Annotated in this window: 22 protein-coding genes; 21 read left to right on the top strand and 1 reads right to left on the bottom strand. The window is 62.1% G+C overall.

Going from position 1 to position 14,216, the window contains the following annotated elements; translation table 11 throughout:
• Nucleotides 1–9 precede the first annotated feature (9 nt).
• The 19 genes from rplN (at nt 10) to dsbD (ending at nt 11,250) form a co-directional block, all read left to right on the top strand.
• On the top strand, nt 10–378 hold the full coding sequence (gene rplN / locus HMPREF9710_RS02055) for a 50S ribosomal protein L14 (RefSeq protein ID WP_005663451.1): 369 nt from the start codon (nt 10–12) through the stop codon (nt 376–378).
• Between the two features lie 9 nt (nt 379–387).
• Nucleotides 388–702, top strand: coding sequence for a 50S ribosomal protein L24 (gene rplX / locus HMPREF9710_RS02050; protein WP_005663448.1), 315 nt, complete (start codon nt 388–390; stop codon nt 700–702).
• Between the two features lie 6 nt (nt 703–708).
• The gene (rplE, locus tag HMPREF9710_RS02045; RefSeq protein ID WP_005663447.1) at nt 709–1,248 is read left to right on the top strand and encodes a 50S ribosomal protein L5; all 540 of its coding nucleotides are present in this window, start codon (nt 709–711) and stop codon (nt 1,246–1,248) included.
• Nucleotides 1,249–1,252: 4 nt separating this feature from the next.
• Entirely contained in the window at nt 1,253–1,558 is a 306-nt protein-coding gene (gene rpsN, locus HMPREF9710_RS02040) for a 30S ribosomal protein S14 (RefSeq protein WP_005663444.1), read from the top strand.
• A gap of 14 nt (nt 1,559–1,572) precedes the next feature.
• A complete protein-coding gene (gene rpsH / locus HMPREF9710_RS02035) occupies nt 1,573–1,968 on the top strand; it encodes a 30S ribosomal protein S8 (RefSeq protein ID WP_005663442.1) in 396 nt (131 codons plus the stop codon).
• A gap of 10 nt (nt 1,969–1,978) precedes the next feature.
• Nucleotides 1,979–2,512, top strand: a complete 534-nt coding sequence (rplF, locus tag HMPREF9710_RS02030; RefSeq protein WP_005663440.1) for a 50S ribosomal protein L6 — start codon at nt 1,979–1,981, stop codon at nt 2,510–2,512.
• An 11-nt stretch (nt 2,513–2,523) separates the two neighbouring features.
• The gene (rplR, locus tag HMPREF9710_RS02025) at nt 2,524–2,886 is read left to right on the top strand and encodes a 50S ribosomal protein L18 (RefSeq protein WP_005663438.1); all 363 of its coding nucleotides are present in this window, start codon (nt 2,524–2,526) and stop codon (nt 2,884–2,886) included.
• Nucleotides 2,887–2,898: 12 nt separating this feature from the next.
• On the top strand, nt 2,899–3,417 hold the full coding sequence (gene rpsE, locus HMPREF9710_RS02020; protein ID WP_005663437.1) for a 30S ribosomal protein S5: 519 nt from the start codon (nt 2,899–2,901) through the stop codon (nt 3,415–3,417).
• An 11-nt stretch (nt 3,418–3,428) separates the two neighbouring features.
• Nucleotides 3,429–3,608: a 50S ribosomal protein L30 gene (gene rpmD / locus HMPREF9710_RS02015; protein WP_005663436.1), complete on the top strand. Its 180-nt coding sequence runs from the start codon at nt 3,429–3,431 to the stop codon at nt 3,606–3,608.
• Between the two features lie 28 nt (nt 3,609–3,636).
• Nucleotides 3,637–4,068: a 50S ribosomal protein L15 gene (rplO, locus tag HMPREF9710_RS02010; RefSeq protein WP_005663434.1), complete on the top strand. Its 432-nt coding sequence runs from the start codon at nt 3,637–3,639 to the stop codon at nt 4,066–4,068.
• Between the two features lie 28 nt (nt 4,069–4,096).
• A complete protein-coding gene (gene secY / locus HMPREF9710_RS02005) occupies nt 4,097–5,431 on the top strand; it encodes a preprotein translocase subunit SecY (RefSeq protein ID WP_005663430.1) in 1,335 nt (444 codons plus the stop codon).
• 21 nt (nt 5,432–5,452) lie between these two features.
• The gene (gene infA, locus HMPREF9710_RS02000; protein WP_005663428.1) at nt 5,453–5,671 is read left to right on the top strand and encodes a translation initiation factor IF-1; all 219 of its coding nucleotides are present in this window, start codon (nt 5,453–5,455) and stop codon (nt 5,669–5,671) included.
• A gap of 37 nt (nt 5,672–5,708) precedes the next feature.
• Nucleotides 5,709–5,822, top strand: a complete 114-nt coding sequence (gene rpmJ / locus HMPREF9710_RS26885; RefSeq protein ID WP_005663407.1) for a 50S ribosomal protein L36 — start codon at nt 5,709–5,711, stop codon at nt 5,820–5,822.
• Between the two features lie 14 nt (nt 5,823–5,836).
• Entirely contained in the window at nt 5,837–6,202 is a 366-nt protein-coding gene (gene rpsM, locus HMPREF9710_RS01995; protein WP_005663405.1) for a 30S ribosomal protein S13, read from the top strand.
• A gap of 14 nt (nt 6,203–6,216) precedes the next feature.
• On the top strand, nt 6,217–6,621 hold the full coding sequence (gene rpsK / locus HMPREF9710_RS01990) for a 30S ribosomal protein S11 (RefSeq protein ID WP_005663404.1): 405 nt from the start codon (nt 6,217–6,219) through the stop codon (nt 6,619–6,621).
• A gap of 260 nt (nt 6,622–6,881) precedes the next feature.
• Complete coding sequence (rpsD, locus tag HMPREF9710_RS01985) at nt 6,882–7,505, top strand: 30S ribosomal protein S4 (protein ID WP_005663403.1); 624 nt, start codon at nt 6,882–6,884, stop codon at nt 7,503–7,505.
• 302 nt (nt 7,506–7,807) lie between these two features.
• Entirely contained in the window at nt 7,808–8,785 is a 978-nt protein-coding gene (locus HMPREF9710_RS01980) for a DNA-directed RNA polymerase subunit alpha (RefSeq protein ID WP_005663401.1), read from the top strand.
• Between the two features lie 118 nt (nt 8,786–8,903).
• On the top strand, nt 8,904–9,299 hold the full coding sequence (gene rplQ, locus HMPREF9710_RS01975) for a 50S ribosomal protein L17 (RefSeq protein WP_005663400.1): 396 nt from the start codon (nt 8,904–8,906) through the stop codon (nt 9,297–9,299).
• Between the two features lie 127 nt (nt 9,300–9,426).
• Entirely contained in the window at nt 9,427–11,250 is a 1,824-nt protein-coding gene (gene dsbD / locus HMPREF9710_RS01970) for a protein-disulfide reductase DsbD (RefSeq protein WP_005663398.1), read from the top strand.
• A gap of 39 nt (nt 11,251–11,289) precedes the next feature.
• On the opposite strand, the gene HMPREF9710_RS01965 is transcribed toward dsbD, so the two are convergent.
• Complete coding sequence (locus HMPREF9710_RS01965) at nt 11,290–11,823, bottom strand: Spy/CpxP family protein refolding chaperone (RefSeq protein ID WP_005663397.1); 534 nt, start codon at nt 11,821–11,823, stop codon at nt 11,290–11,292.
• A 196-nt stretch (nt 11,824–12,019) separates the two neighbouring features.
• Between HMPREF9710_RS01965 and HMPREF9710_RS01960 the strand changes: the two genes are divergently transcribed.
• Together HMPREF9710_RS01960 and HMPREF9710_RS01955 are read left to right on the top strand one after the other, a co-directional pair.
• Entirely contained in the window at nt 12,020–12,748 is a 729-nt protein-coding gene (locus HMPREF9710_RS01960) for a response regulator (protein ID WP_005663395.1), read from the top strand.
• Nucleotides 12,745–14,115: an ATP-binding protein gene (locus HMPREF9710_RS01955; RefSeq protein WP_005663394.1), complete on the top strand. Its 1,371-nt coding sequence runs from the start codon at nt 12,745–12,747 to the stop codon at nt 14,113–14,115. Before HMPREF9710_RS01960 ends, HMPREF9710_RS01955 begins: the two co-directional genes overlap by 4 nt.
• Nucleotides 14,116–14,216: the final 101 nt, after the last annotated feature.

Genomic DNA, 14,216 nt, shown 5'->3' with positions numbered 1-14,216 from the left:
GAAAATACTATGATTCAAACCGAAAGCCGGCTCGAAGTAGCCGACAACACCGGTGCCAAGGAAGTTCTGTGCATCAAGGTGTTGGGCGGCTCGAAGCGCCGTTACGCGAGCATTGGCGACATCATCAAGGTCACCGTGAAAGTCGCTGCCCCACGTGGTCGCGTCAAAAAGGGTGAAATTTACAATGCCGTGGTTGTGCGTACCGCTAAAGGTGTGCGCCGCCAGGATGGTTCCCTGGTCAAGTTCGACGGCAATGCCGCTGTCCTGCTGAACGCCAAGCTGGAGCCGATCGGTACCCGTATCTTCGGACCGGTGACGCGCGAGCTGCGTACCGAGAAGTTCATGAAGATCGTGTCGCTGGCACCTGAAGTTCTGTAAGGATTCGACATGGATAAGATTCGTAAAAACGACGAAGTCATCGTTCTGACCGGTAAGGACAAGGGCAAGCGTGGCGTCGTTCAGAAGCGTGTAGACGCTGAACACGTCATCGTCGAAGGCGTCAACGTCGCTAAGAAAGCGACCAAGCCGAACCCGATGACCGGTGTTACTGGTGGTATCGTCGACAAGACTATGCCGATTCACGTGTCGAACGTCGCGCTGTTCAACGCTGCGACCGGCAAGGCAGATCGCGTTGGCTTCAAAGACCAGGACGGCAAGAAAGTCCGCGTCTTCAAGTCGAACGGCGAAGTAGTGAAAGGGTAATAAGAAATGGCCCGTCTCCAAGCAATTTACAAAGACAAAGTCGTCGCCGAACTGACCGAAAAATTCGGTTACAAGTCGGTGATGGAAGTGCCGCGCCTGACCAAGATCACCCTGAACATGGGTCTGTCGGAAGCAGTCGCCGACAAGAAGATCATCGAGCACGCTACCGGCGACCTGACCAAGATCGCTGGCCAGAAGCCAGTCGTGACCAAGGCTCGCAAGGCAATCGCAGGTTTCAAGATCCGCGAAGGCTACCCGATCGGCACGATGGTGACCCTGCGCGGCGCCCGCATGTACGAATTCCTGGACCGTTTCATCACCGTGGCCCTGCCGCGCGTGCGTGACTTCCGTGGCGTGAGCGGCAAATCGTTCGATGGCCGCGGCAACTACAACATCGGTGTCAAAGAGCAGATCATCTTCCCAGAGATCGACTACGACAAGATCGATGCGCTGCGTGGCATGAACATCTCGATCACCACGACCGCTAAGACCGACGAAGAAGCCAAAGCGCTGCTCGCCGCCTTCAAATTCCCGTTCAGGAACTAAGAGCATGGCAAAACTTGCACTGATTAACCGCGAACAGAAGCGTGCAGACCTGGTGGAGAAATTCGCCGCGAAGCGTGCCGCTCTGAAAGCAATCATCGACGACCAGTCGAAGTCGGAAGAAGAACGTTACGAAGCGCGCCTGAAGCTGCAGGCTCTGCCGCGCAACTCGGCCCCGACCCGCCAGCGTAACCGCTGCGCCATGACCGGCCGTCCACGTGGCACTTTCCGTAAATTCGGTCTGGCCCGTACCAAACTCCGCGAATTCGCCATGAAGGGCGAAATTCCGGGTATGACCAAAGCTAGCTGGTAATAGGAGAATAAGCAATGAGTATGAGCGATCCTATCGCCGATATGCTGACCCGCATTCGCAACGCACAAGTTGTTCAGAAAACCTCGGTCGCAATGCCGTCGTCGAAAGTCAAGGTTGCCATTGCCAACGTCCTGAAGGACGAGGGTTACATTGAAGATTTCGCAGTGTCGTCCGAAGGCGGCAAAGCGGAACTGAAAATCGGTTTGAAGTATTACACCGGCCGTCCGGTCATCGAGCGCCTCGAGCGCGTTTCCCGTCCTGGCCTGCGTATCTACAAGGGCAAAGACGAGATCCCAACCGTCATGAACGGCCTGGGCGTGGCTATCGTCTCGACCCCGCAAGGCGTCATGACTGACCGCAAAGCACGTGCTACCGGCGTCGGTGGCGAAGTGATTTGCTACGTGGCTTAAGGAGTAGACGATGTCTCGAGTAGCTAAGATGCCAATCGCCGTCCCTGCCGGTGCCGAAGTCGCGATCAACGCGTCGTCGATCACCGTCAAGGGCCCGCTGGGCACCCTGACCCAAGCCCTGAACGGCCTGGTCAAAGTGGAAAACAACAATGGCACGCTGACCTTCGACGTGATCGACGAGTCGCGTGAATCGAACGCCATGTCGGGCACCCTGCGCGCCCTGGTCAACAACATGGTCACCGGCGTCACCAAGGGCTTCGAGAAGAAGCTGAACCTGGTCGGCGTGGGCTACAAGGCAGCAGTGCAGGGCAACGCCCTGAACCTGTCGCTGGGCTTCTCGCACCCGGTCCTGCACGCGATGCCTGAAGGCGTCACCGCAGTGACCCCGACCCCGACCGAAATCGTGATCAAGGGTATCGATCGCCAGAAGGTTGGCCAGGTTGCCGCCGAAGTTCGCGCTTACCGCGCTCCTGAGCCTTACAAGGGCAAGGGCGTCCGTTATTCGGACGAAGTGGTCAAGCTTAAAGAAACCAAGAAGAAATAATCGGAGCAGACATGGACAAGAAACAATCCCGTCTGCGTCGTGGCCGTCAGACCCGCATCAAGATCGCCCAGCTGGGCGTGAACCGCCTGTCGGTTCACCGCACCAACCTGCACATCTACGCGAACCTGATCAGCCCGGACGCAAAAGTACTGGTGTCGGCTTCGACCCTGGAAGCGGAAGTGCGCGCCGAACTGGCTGGCAAGACCGGCGCCGGCGGCAACGCTGCTGCAGCCGCTCTGGTTGGCAAGCGCGTCGCAGAAAAAGCACTGAAAGCAGGAATCACCGAAGTTGCGTTCGATCGCTCGGGTTTCCGTTACCACGGCCGTGTGAAGGCGCTGGCGGAAGCCGCGCGCGAAGCCGGTCTGAAGTTCTAAGGAAGAATCGTCATGGCAAAAATGCAAGCGAAAATGGCAAGCGACAAGCCGGATGATGGCATGCGCGAAAAAATGATCGCGATCAACCGCGTGACCAAAGTGGTCAAGGGTGGTCGTATCATGGGTTTTGCAGCGCTGACCGTTGTCGGTGACGGCGATGGCCGCATCGGCATGGGCAAGGGCAAGTCGAAGGAAGTTCCTGTCGGCGTGCAAAAAGCGATGGAAGAAGCCCGCCGCAACCTGATCAAGGTGCCACTCAAGAACGGTACCCTGCACCACACCGTGTCCGGTCGTCACGGCGCCTCGCGCGTCATGATGATGCCAGCCAAGCCTGGTACCGGCGTGATCGCTGGTGGCGCAATGCGCGCTATCTTCGAAGTGATGGGCGTGACCGACGTGGTCGCCAAGTCGACCGGTTCGTCGAATCCTTACAACCTGGTGCGCGCAACCCTCGACGGCCTGTCGAAGATGAGCACCGCGGCTGACATCGCTGCCAAGCGCGGCAAGTCGGTCGAAGACATCGTCGGTTAAGGAGAACTCACATGGCAAACACCGTTAAAGTTCAGCTCGTCAAGGGCCTGATCGGTACCCGTCAAGACCACCGCGCCACCGTGCGTGGCCTGGGCCTGCGTCGCGTCAACTCGGTCTCCGAGCTGCAAGACACCCCAGCCGTGCGTGGCATGATCAACAAAGTCGCGTACCTCGTGAAAGTTGTTTCGTAAGCCCTCGGGTTTGCGAACGGAGAAATCAATGGAACTCAATACCATTCAACCAGCCGAAGGCGCTAAACACGCCAAGCGTCGCGTCGGTCGCGGCATCGGCTCCGGCCTGGGCAAGACCGCCGGCCGTGGTCACAAGGGTCAGAAATCGCGTTCGGGCGGCTTCCACAAAGTCGGCTTCGAAGGCGGTCAGATGCCTCTGCAGCGCCGTCTGCCGAAGCGCGGCTTCAAATCGCTGAACGCGACCTTCAAGGCTGAAGTTCGTCTGTCCGACCTGAACAACCTGGCTGTCGGCGACGTCGACATCCTGGTGCTCAAGCAGGCAGGCATCCTGCCGGTCGTGGCACGCGACGTGCGCGTCATCCTGTCCGGCGAGATCACCAAAGCGGTGAACCTCAAGGGCCTGAAAGCGACCGCTGGCGCGAAAGCAGCGATCGAAGCAGCTGGCGGCTCGGTCGCGTAAAGCGGCCGCTGCCTGATCGGAGCAAAAATTGGCGACTAATTCACAACTTGGTAAAAGCGCCGCTTCCGGATTCCCCTGGGGCCGGCTGTGGTTTTTGCTTGGCGCATTGGTCGTGTACCGCATCGGTGCTCATATCCCGGTTCCCGGGATTGACCCGGTGCAGCTCGCTGCGCTGTTCAAGCAGAACGAGGGCGGCATCCTGGGCATGTTCAACATGTTCTCGGGTGGCGCCTTGTCCCGCTTTACCGTGTTCGCGCTCGGCATCATGCCTTACATTTCGGCTTCGATCATCATGCAGCTTGCATCGATCGTCTCGCCGCAACTCGAGGCGTTGAAGAAAGAGGGCGAGGCCGGCCGCCGCAAGATCACCCAGTACACCCGTTACTTCACGGTGGCACTGGCGTTGTTCCAGGCGTTCGGCATCGCAGTCGCGCTCGAGGCGCAGCCTGGCCTGGTCATCGACCCTGGTCTCGGCTTCCGCTTCGTGACCGTCGTTACCCTCCTGACCGGCACCATGTTCCTCATGTGGCTGGGCGAGCAGATCACCGAGCGTGGTCTTGGCAACGGCATTTCGATCATCATCTTTGCCGGTATCGCAGCAGGTCTGCCTTCGGCCCTGGGCGGCTTGTTCACCCTGGTCTCGAACGGCTCGATCGGCAGCTTCTCGGCCATCCTGATCGTGGTCCTGGTGGCTGCGGTGACGTATGCGGTGGTGTTCGTGGAACGCGGACAGCGCAAGATCCTGGTCAATTACGCCAAGCGTCAAGTCGGCAACAAGATCTACGGTGGCCAAACCAGCCATCTGCCCTTGAAGCTGAACATGGCCGGCGTGATCCCGCCGATCTTCGCTTCGTCGATCATTCTGTTCCCGGCGACGATTGTCGACTGGTTCACGCGCGGCAAGGATTCCAGCGGCCCCGTGATCGGGTTCCTGAAGGATCTGGCGGCGTCGATGGCGCCAGGCGAGCCAATCCACGCGTTGCTGTATGCGGTGGCGATCGTGTTCTTCTGCTTCTTCTATACCGCGCTGGTATTCAACAGCAAGGAGACGGCGGACAACTTGAAGAAGAGCGGCGCGTTTGTTCCGGGCATCCGTCCGGGTGAGCAGACCGCACGCTACATCGACAAGATCCTGATGCGCCTGACCCTGGCCGGTGCAGTCTATATCACCCTGGTGTGCCTGGTGCCGGAGTTCATGACCGCCCAGTGGAAGGTTCCCTTCTACTTCGGTGGCACGTCGCTCCTGATCATCGTGGTGGTGACGATGGACTTCATGGCACAAGTGCAGAACTACGTCATGTCGCAGCAATATGATTCCCTGCTGCGTAAGGCTAACTTCAAGGGTGGAGTTCCTACGCGATAAGCGGGGGAGTGCATAGAGCGAATGGCAAAAGACGACGTCATCCAAATGCAGGGGGAGATTCTGGAGAATCTCCCAAACGCGACGTTCCGCGTGAAGCTGGAAAACGGACATGTGGTCCTGGGGCATATCTCGGGTAAAATGCGGATGAACTATATCCGCATCCTCCCGGGTGACAAGGTGACGGTGGAGTTGACTCCGTATGACCTGTCCCGGGCCCGCATCGTGTTCCGCACCAAGTAAAAACATCATCAAGTAAACGAACCGAAGAGAGTGCAAAATGAAAGTTAACGCTTCAGTCAAGCGGATCTGCCGCAACTGCAAGATCATCAAGCGCAAAGGCGTGGTCCGTGTGATCTGCGTCGAGCCGCGTCACAAGCAGCGTCAAGGTTAATCGAGGAATAACGAATGGCACGTATTGCAGGGGTTAACATCCCAAATCATCAGCACACCGTTATCGGCCTGACGGCTATCTACGGTATTGGCCGTCCGCGTTCGCAGAAGATCTGCGACGCAACCGGTATCGCGACCAACAAGAAGGTCAAGGACCTGGACGATAACGAACTCGAGAAACTGCGCGACGAAGTCGGCAAGTTTGTCGTGGAAGGCGACCTGCGCCGCGAACTGTCCATGAACATCAAGCGTCTGATGGACCTGGGTTGCTACCGCGGCATGCGTCACCGTAAGGGCCTGCCGGTCCGCGGTCAGCGTACCCGCACCAATGCTCGTACCCGTAAAGGTCCGCGCAAGGCAGCTCAATCGCTCAAGAAATAATCTAGGAACCGACCATGGCCAAGCAACAAAGCAGCGCAGCAGCAGCACGCGTGCGCAAGAAAGTGAAGAAGAACGTTGCCGAGGGCATCGCCCACGTGCACGCCTCGTTCAACAACACGATCATCACCATCACCGACCGTCAGGGCAATGCTCTGTCGTGGGCAACCTCCGGCGGCGCCGGCTTCAAGGGTTCGCGCAAATCGACCCCGTTCGCGGCTCAGGTCGCTGCCGAAGCTGCAGGCAAGGTCGCTCAGGAATCGGGCGTGAAGAACCTGGAAGTGCGCATCAAGGGCCCAGGCCCAGGCCGTGAATCGGCTGTGCGCGCTCTGAACAACCTCGGCATCAAGATCACCGAGATCCAGGACGTCACCCCAGTTCCACACAACGGCTGCCGTCCGCCGAAGCGTCGCCGTATCTAAGACCTCGGGAAGGGTGGTTCGCCGCCCGATCCGTGTCTTGAACACGACGCACGGGGCGCGCGCCCCGTTGTGTTTAAAAGATCGCCGGTGCAGTTGCCCAGAAATGGGTTATACTGCCCGGCTCTTGTCGCCTGCCATCTTGATGGCGGGCGCTGTTGTAAGCCACGTCCGGCCTGAGTTGCTATCAACTGCAGAGCTGGACTAGCGCCTGGGTGCATGTGCATCGCTGGGGCGTGATCAAATATTAAAGGAAATCTAACGTGGCACGTTATATCGGACCAAAAGCAAAACTGTCGCGCCGTGAAGGCACCGACCTGTTCCTGAAGAGCGCACGTCGCTCGCTCGATTCGAAGTGCAAACTGGACGTCAAGCCAGGCCAGCACGGCGTCAAGTCGGGTGCCCGCACCTCGGACTACGGCAACCAGCTGCGCGAAAAGCAGAAGGTCAAGCGTATCTACGGTGTGCTGGAACGTCAGTTCCGCCGCTACTTCGCTGAAGCGAACCGTCGCAAGGGCAACACCGGCGAAACCCTGCTGAAGCTGCTGGAATCGCGCCTGGACAACGTCGCTTACCGCATGGGCTTCGGCTCGACCCGCGCCGAAGCACGCCAGCTGGTGAGCCACAAGGCCTTCACCGTGAACGGCAACGTCGTGAACATCGCTTCGTACCAGGTCAAGACCGGCGACGTCATCGCTGTTCGTGAAAAAGCCAAGAAGCAAGTGCGTATCGCTGAAGCGCTGTCGCTGGCCGAACAAGTCGGTTTCCCGAGCTGGGTCTCGGTCGACGCGAAGAAGCTGGAAGGCACCTTCCGTTCGTTCCCAGAGCGTAACGAAATCGCTGCCGACGTCAACGAAGCGCTGATCGTCGAACTGTACTCGCGTTAACGACTGCGACAGGGACGGCTGCAAGCCGGCTCTTGGGCAGTCGTCCCCGCGCAGGCGGGGATCCCAGTTTTGCTTCCGAAGTCGCAGAACTTGGGTTCCCGCCTACGCGGGAACGACGTGGTGGTGGTGCGGGCGCAGCGACCTCGGGTCGGCACCCACAGCGAATCGGATGCACATCTTTCCAGTTCCTATCATCGCGTCGCACAGAATTGTTTTACCCGCCTGCCTTTGCGCAGGCGTTCTCTTTAAAGCCATCAGCCTTATCGGTGTAACGAGCCGAGGGTATTGAAAAGGACTCATTCATGCAAAATAGTTTGTTGAAGCCACGTATCATCGACGTCGAAGCACTGGGCGCCGGCCACGCGAAAGTCGTGATGGAGCCGTTCGAGCGTGGCTATGGCCACACCCTCGGCAACGCACTGCGTCGCGTCCTGCTGTCGTCGATGGTGGGCTATGCGCCGACCGAAGTGACGATCGCTGGTGTCGTGCATGAATACTCGTCGCTGGATGGCGTGCAGGAAGACGTCGTCGACCTGCTGCTGAACCTGAAGGGCGTGGTCTTCAAGGTCCACAACCGCGATTCCGTCACCCTGACCCTGAAGAAGGAAGGCGAAGGCGCCGTCCTGGCTTCGGACATCGACCTGCCGCACGACGTCGAACTGATCAACCCTGACCACGTCATCGCCCACCTGACCGCAGGCGGCAAGCTGGACATGCAGATCAAGGTCGAAAAGGGCCGCGGCTACGTGCCGGGCAACGTCCGTCGCCTGTCGGAAGACACCAACAAGACCATCGGCCGCATCATCCTGGACGCCTCGTTCTCGCCAGTGCGCCGCGTGTCGTACGCCGTGGAATCGGCCCGTGTCGAACAGCGTACCGACCTGGACAAGCTGATCATCAACATCGAGACCAACGGCGTCATCACCCCGGAAGAAGCGATCCGCCAGTCGGCGCGCGTGCTGGTCGACCAGCTGAACGTGTTCGCCGCCCTGGAAGGCACCGAAGCCGCCGCCGAAGCGCCATCGCGCGCGCCGCTGGTCGATCCGATCCTGCTGCGCCCGGTCGACGACCTGGAACTGACCGTCCGTTCGGCCAACTGCCTGAAAGCGGAAAACATCTACTACATCGGCGACCTGATCCAGCGTTCGGAAAACGAACTGCTCAAGACGCCGAACCTGGGCCGCAAGTCGCTCAACGAAATCAAGGAAGTCCTTGCTTCGCGCGGCCTGACCCTGGGCATGAAACTCGAAAACTGGCCACCAGCCGGTCTCGAAAAATAATTTTGTCGTACCCCGCCTGGGCATGATGTCCGGGCGGATTTAACCCTGAACCGGTCCGCGGACGTGCTTGCACGAACGATCGAAGAACTGGATTTGAAAACACCCGAAAGGAAATACCATGCGTCACCGTCACGGCCTTCGTAAACTGAACCGTACCTCGTCCCACCGTCTGGCAATGCTGCGCAACATGACCGTTTCGCTGCTGCGTCACGAAGCCATCAAGACCACCGTCCCGAAAGCCAAGGAACTGCGTCGCGTCATCGAACCGATCCTGACCCTGGGCAAGACCGACACCCTGGCAAACAAGCGCCTGGCCTTCGCTCGCCTGCGCGACCGCGAAATGGTCCAGAAACTGTTCGCTGAACTGGGTCCTCGCTACGCAAACCGCAACGGCGGCTACCTGCGTATCCTGAAGATGGGCTTCCGCGTTGGCGACAATGCACCAATGGCTTACGTCGAACTGCTGGACCGTCCAGAAGTCACTTCGGCTGAAGAAGCACCGACCGCCGAGTAATCGACTGTCGACTTGAAAAGACCAGGCCTCGCGCCTGGTTTTTTTTCGCCCGTGCCAAGGATGAGTTCCGGCGCGAAGCGGGCAAGCGGTGTACCATGCCCGGTGCAGTAACTTTCCACGAGATACCATGGTTCGATTTTCCGCCCGCCGCCTGCTGCAGGCCTGCCTGACGCTGTTCGCCGTCCTTTCCCTGTTCACCGCGCTGCCCGCCCGCGCCGGGCAGGACTTCCTCGATCCCGCCGTCGCCTTCCGTTTTGATGCGCGCATGGCCGACCCGCAGACCGCCGAGATCACCTACGTCATCGCGCCCGCCTACTACATGTACCGCGAGCGCTTCGCCTTCAAGGCCAGCGGCGCCGGCGTCACGCTGGGCGAGCCGCAGGTCCCGCAGGGCAAGGTGAAGTACGACCCGACCTTCGAGAAGGATCTCGAGACCCATACCGGCACCCTGACGATCCGGATTCCGGTCGAGGGCACCGGCCCGTTCACCCTGACGGCCACCAGCCAGGGCTGCGCCGACGCCGGCCTGTGCTATCCGCCGCAGGAGCACAGCGTGAATCTCGGCGCCGGCGGCGCGCAGCCCGCGTCCGGCCTGCCGATCGGCGGTGGCGCGGCCCAGGGCGGCATGTCGACGCCGGCGTCCGCGCCGCTCGCCGCTACGCCGACAGCGGCGCCCGCCGCGCCGCAATCGGACCTCTCGACCATCGCCGGCATCCTCGGCGGCGGCAGCCTGCTGGCCATCGTGCCGGCCTTCATCCTGCTCGGCCTGGGCCTGGCGTTCACCCCGTGCGTGCTGCCGATGGTGCCGATCCTGTCCTCGATCATCGTGGGCGAGGGCAGGCACGTGAGCCGTTCGCGCGGCTTCGTGCTGTCGCTGGCGTATGCGCTGGGCATGGCGATCGTCTACACCCTGCTCGGCATCGCCGCCGGGCTGGCTGGCGAAGGCCTGGCCGCCGCGCTGCAGAATCCCTGGGTGCTGGGCGCCTTCGCGCTGCTGATCGTGGCCATGTCGCTGTCGATGTTCGGTTTCTATCAGTTACAACTCCCTAACACCTTGCAGACCCGTCTGACGCAGGCATCCAACAGCCAGCAGGGCGGCAAGCTGCTCGGGGTGTTCGTCATGGGCGCCATTTCGGCCCTGATCGTGGGCCCCTGCGTGGCGGCGCCGCTGGCCGGCGCCCTGGTCTACATCAGCCAGACGCGCGACGTCTTCATCGGCGGCGCGGCGCTGTTCTCGATGGCGGTGGGGATGAGCATCCCGCTGCTGCTGGTGGGACTGTCGGCCGGCTCGCTGCTGCCGCGCGTCGGGCCGTGGATGGAATCGGTGAAGCGCCTGTTCGGCGTGCTGATGCTGGCGATGGCGATCTGGCTGGTGTCGCCGGTGCTCCCGGGCCTGGCCCAGATGCTGCTGTGGGCGGCGCTGCTGCTGGGGTATGGCTTCTATCTGTTGCGCCATACCCGTCACTGGGCGGCGCTGGCCTTCGGCGCGGCGTTCGCGGTGCTGGGGGCGACCCAGCTGGTCGGCCTCGCCAGCGGCGGGCGCGACGCCTGGGCGCCGCTGGCGCACCTCGGCGGCGCGCCGCAGAACCACGGCCTGGCGTTCACCCGCATCAAGACCGTGGACCAGCTCGACGCCGCGCTGGCCGCCAACGCCGGCAAGACCGTGATGCTCGATTTTTATGCAGACTGGTGCGTGTCGTGCAAGGAGATGGAAAAGTTCACCTTCGTCGACCCGGCCGTGCAGCAAAAGCTGGCCGACACGGTGCTGCTGCAGGTGGACGTGACGGCCAACGATGCCGACGACAAGGCCATGCTCAAGCGCTTCGGCCTGTTCGGACCGCCGGGCATCATCCTGTTCGATGGACAGGGGAAGGAAATCGCGGACAGCCGGGTGATCGGCTTCCAGAATGCGGAGAAGTTCCTGGCCTCGCTGCAGCGGCTGCAGCGGTAAGGTTGGCGGCGTCGCCGCCAACCTTGGGAGCCGTCATGCTTACGCGTTCGCGCGGTGGCCGTGGTGACCGTGATGGCGCGGGCCCTTGCGGTGCTTGGCCTGCTCATCGAAGGTCTTGCGCTGTTCCGGCGTCAGCTGGGCATAGAAGCTGTTCAGGGCGCCAAGACGCGCTTCCATGCGCGCGGTGCGTTCCTTCTGCATCGCGATCTGCTTTTCCATGCGTTGCGGGGCGCTCAGGCTGGCCCAGGCGGCGCGGTCGCCACGTCCGGCGCGTTCACCCTTCTTTTGCGGCGCCTGGCTGGCGACGAAGGCATCCCAGGCCGGCTGCTGCTGCGCATTGAGCTTGAGCGCATCGCGCAGCTTGGCCTGGCGTTCGGCGCGCTTCTGTTCCATCTTCGCGCGGCGCTCGCCGGCCTTGGCCTGCCACTCGGCCTTCTTGGCCAGGCGTTGCTCGGCCGTCAAGGCCGGACGGCCTTCGGCAGGGGCGGCGGTCTGGGCCTGGGCGCCAATCGTGGCGCCGAACAGGCCGGCAGCGGTGAGGGCGATCACGAGGTTCTTGCGGAGGGTATTCATGGTTCTTCCTTTTGTGAGTGTCTGGTTGACGTGCATCCGAAACGCTCGCTGCACGGTTCCCATCTTGCGCACAAACTGTAACCATGGGGTTTCCCCTGTCTCGTACATTGTATCAATATGTTTCGGGCCTATTCGCTTATACACAGCGATACAAAATGCTCCTCCGGGCTTGTCATAAACTCGGATAATTGAGGTTATGGATACTCCCTCTACGATTCTGATCGTCGACGATGACCGCGACATCCGGACCCTGCTGGCCGACTACCTCGAGTCGAACGGCTACCGGACGCTGGCCGCCGCCGACGGCAACGCGATGTGGAAGGCGCTCGAAGAAACCCGCCCCGACCTCATCGTGCTCGACCTGAACATGCCCGGCGACGACGGCCTGACGCTGTGCCGCAAGCTGCGCGCCACCTCGACCCTGCCGGTCATCATGCTGACCGCCCGCAACGAGCCGCTGGACCGCATCCTGGGCCTCGAGATGGGCGCCGACGACTACCTGCCCAAGCCCTTCGAGCCGCGCGAACTGCTGGCGCGCATCCGCAGCGTGCTGCGCCGCTCGCACGCCATGCCGTCCAACACGCCGTCCGAGAACGTGCAGCAGATGCGTTTCTCGGGCTGGACGCTCGACCTCACCGCGCGCCACCTGCTCAACCCGGACGGCATCGTGATCATGCTGTCGGGCGCCGAGTTCCGCCTGCTGCGCGTGTTCCTCGAGCATCCGAACAGGGTGCTGAACCGCGACCAGCTGCTCAACCTCACACAGGGCCGCGACGCCGACCCGTTCGACCGCTCGATCGACATCCAGATCAGCCGCCTGCGCCAGAAGCTGGGCGAGGATGCGCGCATGCCCCAGATCATCAAGACGGTCCGCAACGGCGGCTACGTGCTGGCCGGCCAGGTGACGGTGGAGCCGGCGGCGTGAAGGATTTCTTCGGGTCGATGACGGGCCGGGTGTTCCTCACGCTGCTGCTGGGCGTGTGGATCTCGGCCGCGCTGACCCAGCTGGCGGCCGACTACCAGCGCCTGCGCGACTGGGAACGCCAGCGCGAGCAGCACCTGCTGGAACGCGCCGAGCAGCTCGTCATGGCCACCGAGATCGTGCCCGCCGAGGCGCGCTCGATCTATCTCGACGTGGCCAACCGCCCCGGACTCGAGCTCCAGGTCAGCGATACGATTCCGGCGGCAGCGCCGGCCACCCCGTTCGCGAAGTCGCTGGCCGCGCGTCTGGGCAAGGGCTACCGGGTCGAATCGGTCTCCGCGCGTCCGGCCGCCTGCGACGGTGCGCCGCCCCTGCCCATGATGTACGGGCTGCTCAGCATGCGCTACAGCGGCGCCTGCGAATCGCTCAACGTGCACCTGCGCGACGGCGCCGAGCTGCACCTGTCGGTGCTGCCGCCACGCCCGTCCACGCCAAGCGACCTCGACCTGCGCGCGCTGGTCGCCCTGTTCATGGTCAGCATCGCCGTGCTGGCCTACCTGGTGGCGCGCATGACCACCCGGCCGTTCAAGCAGCTGGCCCAGGCCGCGCAAGACCTGGGCCAGGACATCAACCGTCCGCCGCTCGACCTCACCGGCGCCAGCGAGATCCGCCAGGCCAGCGCCGCCTTCAACGCGATGCAGGCGCGCATCCGCCAGTACATCTTCCAGCGCACGCAGATGCTGGCCGCGATCACCCACGACCTGCAGACGCCGCTCACGCGCATGCGCCTGCGGCTCGAAAAGGTGGCGGACGGCGAGCTGCAGGAGCGCCTGATCGGCGACCTGTCGGCCATGCAGGAAATGGTGCGCGAAGGCCTGGTGCTGGCGCGCAGCATGGACACCACCGAGGCGATGCAGATGCTGGATCTCGATTCGCTGCTGGAAGCGGTGTGCGCCGACGCCAGCGACGCCGGCCAGGATGTCACGCTGGAGGGCAAGGCCACGATGGCGGTGCTGGGCCGGCCGCTCGACCTGCGCCGCTGCCTGGGCAACCTGATCGACAACGCGGTGAAATACGGCCGCGATGCGCGCGTCTGCGTCGACCGCATCAACGGCACGGCGCGGGTGCGCATCCGCGACAGCGGCCCGGGCATCCCGAGGAGCGAACTGGGACGGGTGTTCGACCCGTTCTACCGGGTCGAGACCTCGCGTTCGCGCGAATCGGGCGGCACCGGCCTGGGATTGACGATCGCGCGCAACATCACCGAGCAGCACGGCGGCAGCATCACCCTGACCAACCACCCGGAAGGCGGGCTGGAAGTGACCTTGATGCTGCCGGCCTACTACCCGAACAAATTGGTGAATAAATAAGGCAGTACACGAAGTCGTAACAACACTGTGGGACAATGCGGCGCCCTCATCCAGGGCGAGCTGCACGGCCACCACGATCAATGATGGAGCCGCCGACAACG

Source organism: Massilia timonae CCUG 45783 (assembly GCF_000315425.1).
In the GTDB taxonomy this organism is placed as follows: Bacteria; Pseudomonadota; Gammaproteobacteria; order Burkholderiales; family Burkholderiaceae_D; genus Telluria; species Telluria timonae.
The sequence above is the reverse complement of the archived record's forward strand: the minus strand, read 5'-3'. Positions and strand labels throughout refer to the sequence as shown.

Excerpts from the sequence above, each read along its gene's own strand:
- rplN (WP_005663451.1), top strand. The coding sequence starts at position 10 with ATGATTCAAACCGAAAGCCGGCTCGAAGTAGCCGACAACACCGGTGCC.
- rplX (WP_005663448.1), top strand. The coding sequence starts at position 388 with ATGGATAAGATTCGTAAAAACGACGAAGTCATCGTTCTGACCGGTAAG.
- rplE (WP_005663447.1), top strand. The coding sequence starts at position 709 with ATGGCCCGTCTCCAAGCAATTTACAAAGACAAAGTCGTCGCCGAACTG.
- rpsN (WP_005663444.1), top strand. The coding sequence starts at position 1,253 with ATGGCAAAACTTGCACTGATTAACCGCGAACAGAAGCGTGCAGACCTG.
- rpsH (WP_005663442.1), top strand. The coding sequence starts at position 1,573 with ATGAGTATGAGCGATCCTATCGCCGATATGCTGACCCGCATTCGCAAC.
- rplF (WP_005663440.1), top strand. The coding sequence starts at position 1,979 with ATGTCTCGAGTAGCTAAGATGCCAATCGCCGTCCCTGCCGGTGCCGAA.
- rplR (WP_005663438.1), top strand. The coding sequence starts at position 2,524 with ATGGACAAGAAACAATCCCGTCTGCGTCGTGGCCGTCAGACCCGCATC.
- rpsE (WP_005663437.1), top strand. The coding sequence starts at position 2,899 with ATGGCAAAAATGCAAGCGAAAATGGCAAGCGACAAGCCGGATGATGGC.
- rpmD (WP_005663436.1), top strand. The coding sequence starts at position 3,429 with ATGGCAAACACCGTTAAAGTTCAGCTCGTCAAGGGCCTGATCGGTACC.
- rplO (WP_005663434.1), top strand. The coding sequence starts at position 3,637 with ATGGAACTCAATACCATTCAACCAGCCGAAGGCGCTAAACACGCCAAG.
- infA (WP_005663428.1), top strand. The coding sequence starts at position 5,453 with ATGGCAAAAGACGACGTCATCCAAATGCAGGGGGAGATTCTGGAGAAT.
- rpmJ (WP_005663407.1), top strand. The coding sequence starts at position 5,709 with ATGAAAGTTAACGCTTCAGTCAAGCGGATCTGCCGCAACTGCAAGATC.
- rpsM (WP_005663405.1), top strand. The coding sequence starts at position 5,837 with ATGGCACGTATTGCAGGGGTTAACATCCCAAATCATCAGCACACCGTT.
- rpsK (WP_005663404.1), top strand. The coding sequence starts at position 6,217 with ATGGCCAAGCAACAAAGCAGCGCAGCAGCAGCACGCGTGCGCAAGAAA.
- HMPREF9710_RS01980 (WP_005663401.1), top strand. The coding sequence starts at position 7,808 with ATGCAAAATAGTTTGTTGAAGCCACGTATCATCGACGTCGAAGCACTG.
- rplQ (WP_005663400.1), top strand. The coding sequence starts at position 8,904 with ATGCGTCACCGTCACGGCCTTCGTAAACTGAACCGTACCTCGTCCCAC.
- dsbD (WP_005663398.1), top strand. The coding sequence starts at position 9,427 with ATGGTTCGATTTTCCGCCCGCCGCCTGCTGCAGGCCTGCCTGACGCTG.
- HMPREF9710_RS01965 (WP_005663397.1), bottom strand. The coding sequence starts at position 11,823 with ATGAATACCCTCCGCAAGAACCTCGTGATCGCCCTCACCGCTGCCGGC.
- HMPREF9710_RS01960 (WP_005663395.1), top strand. The coding sequence starts at position 12,020 with ATGGATACTCCCTCTACGATTCTGATCGTCGACGATGACCGCGACATC.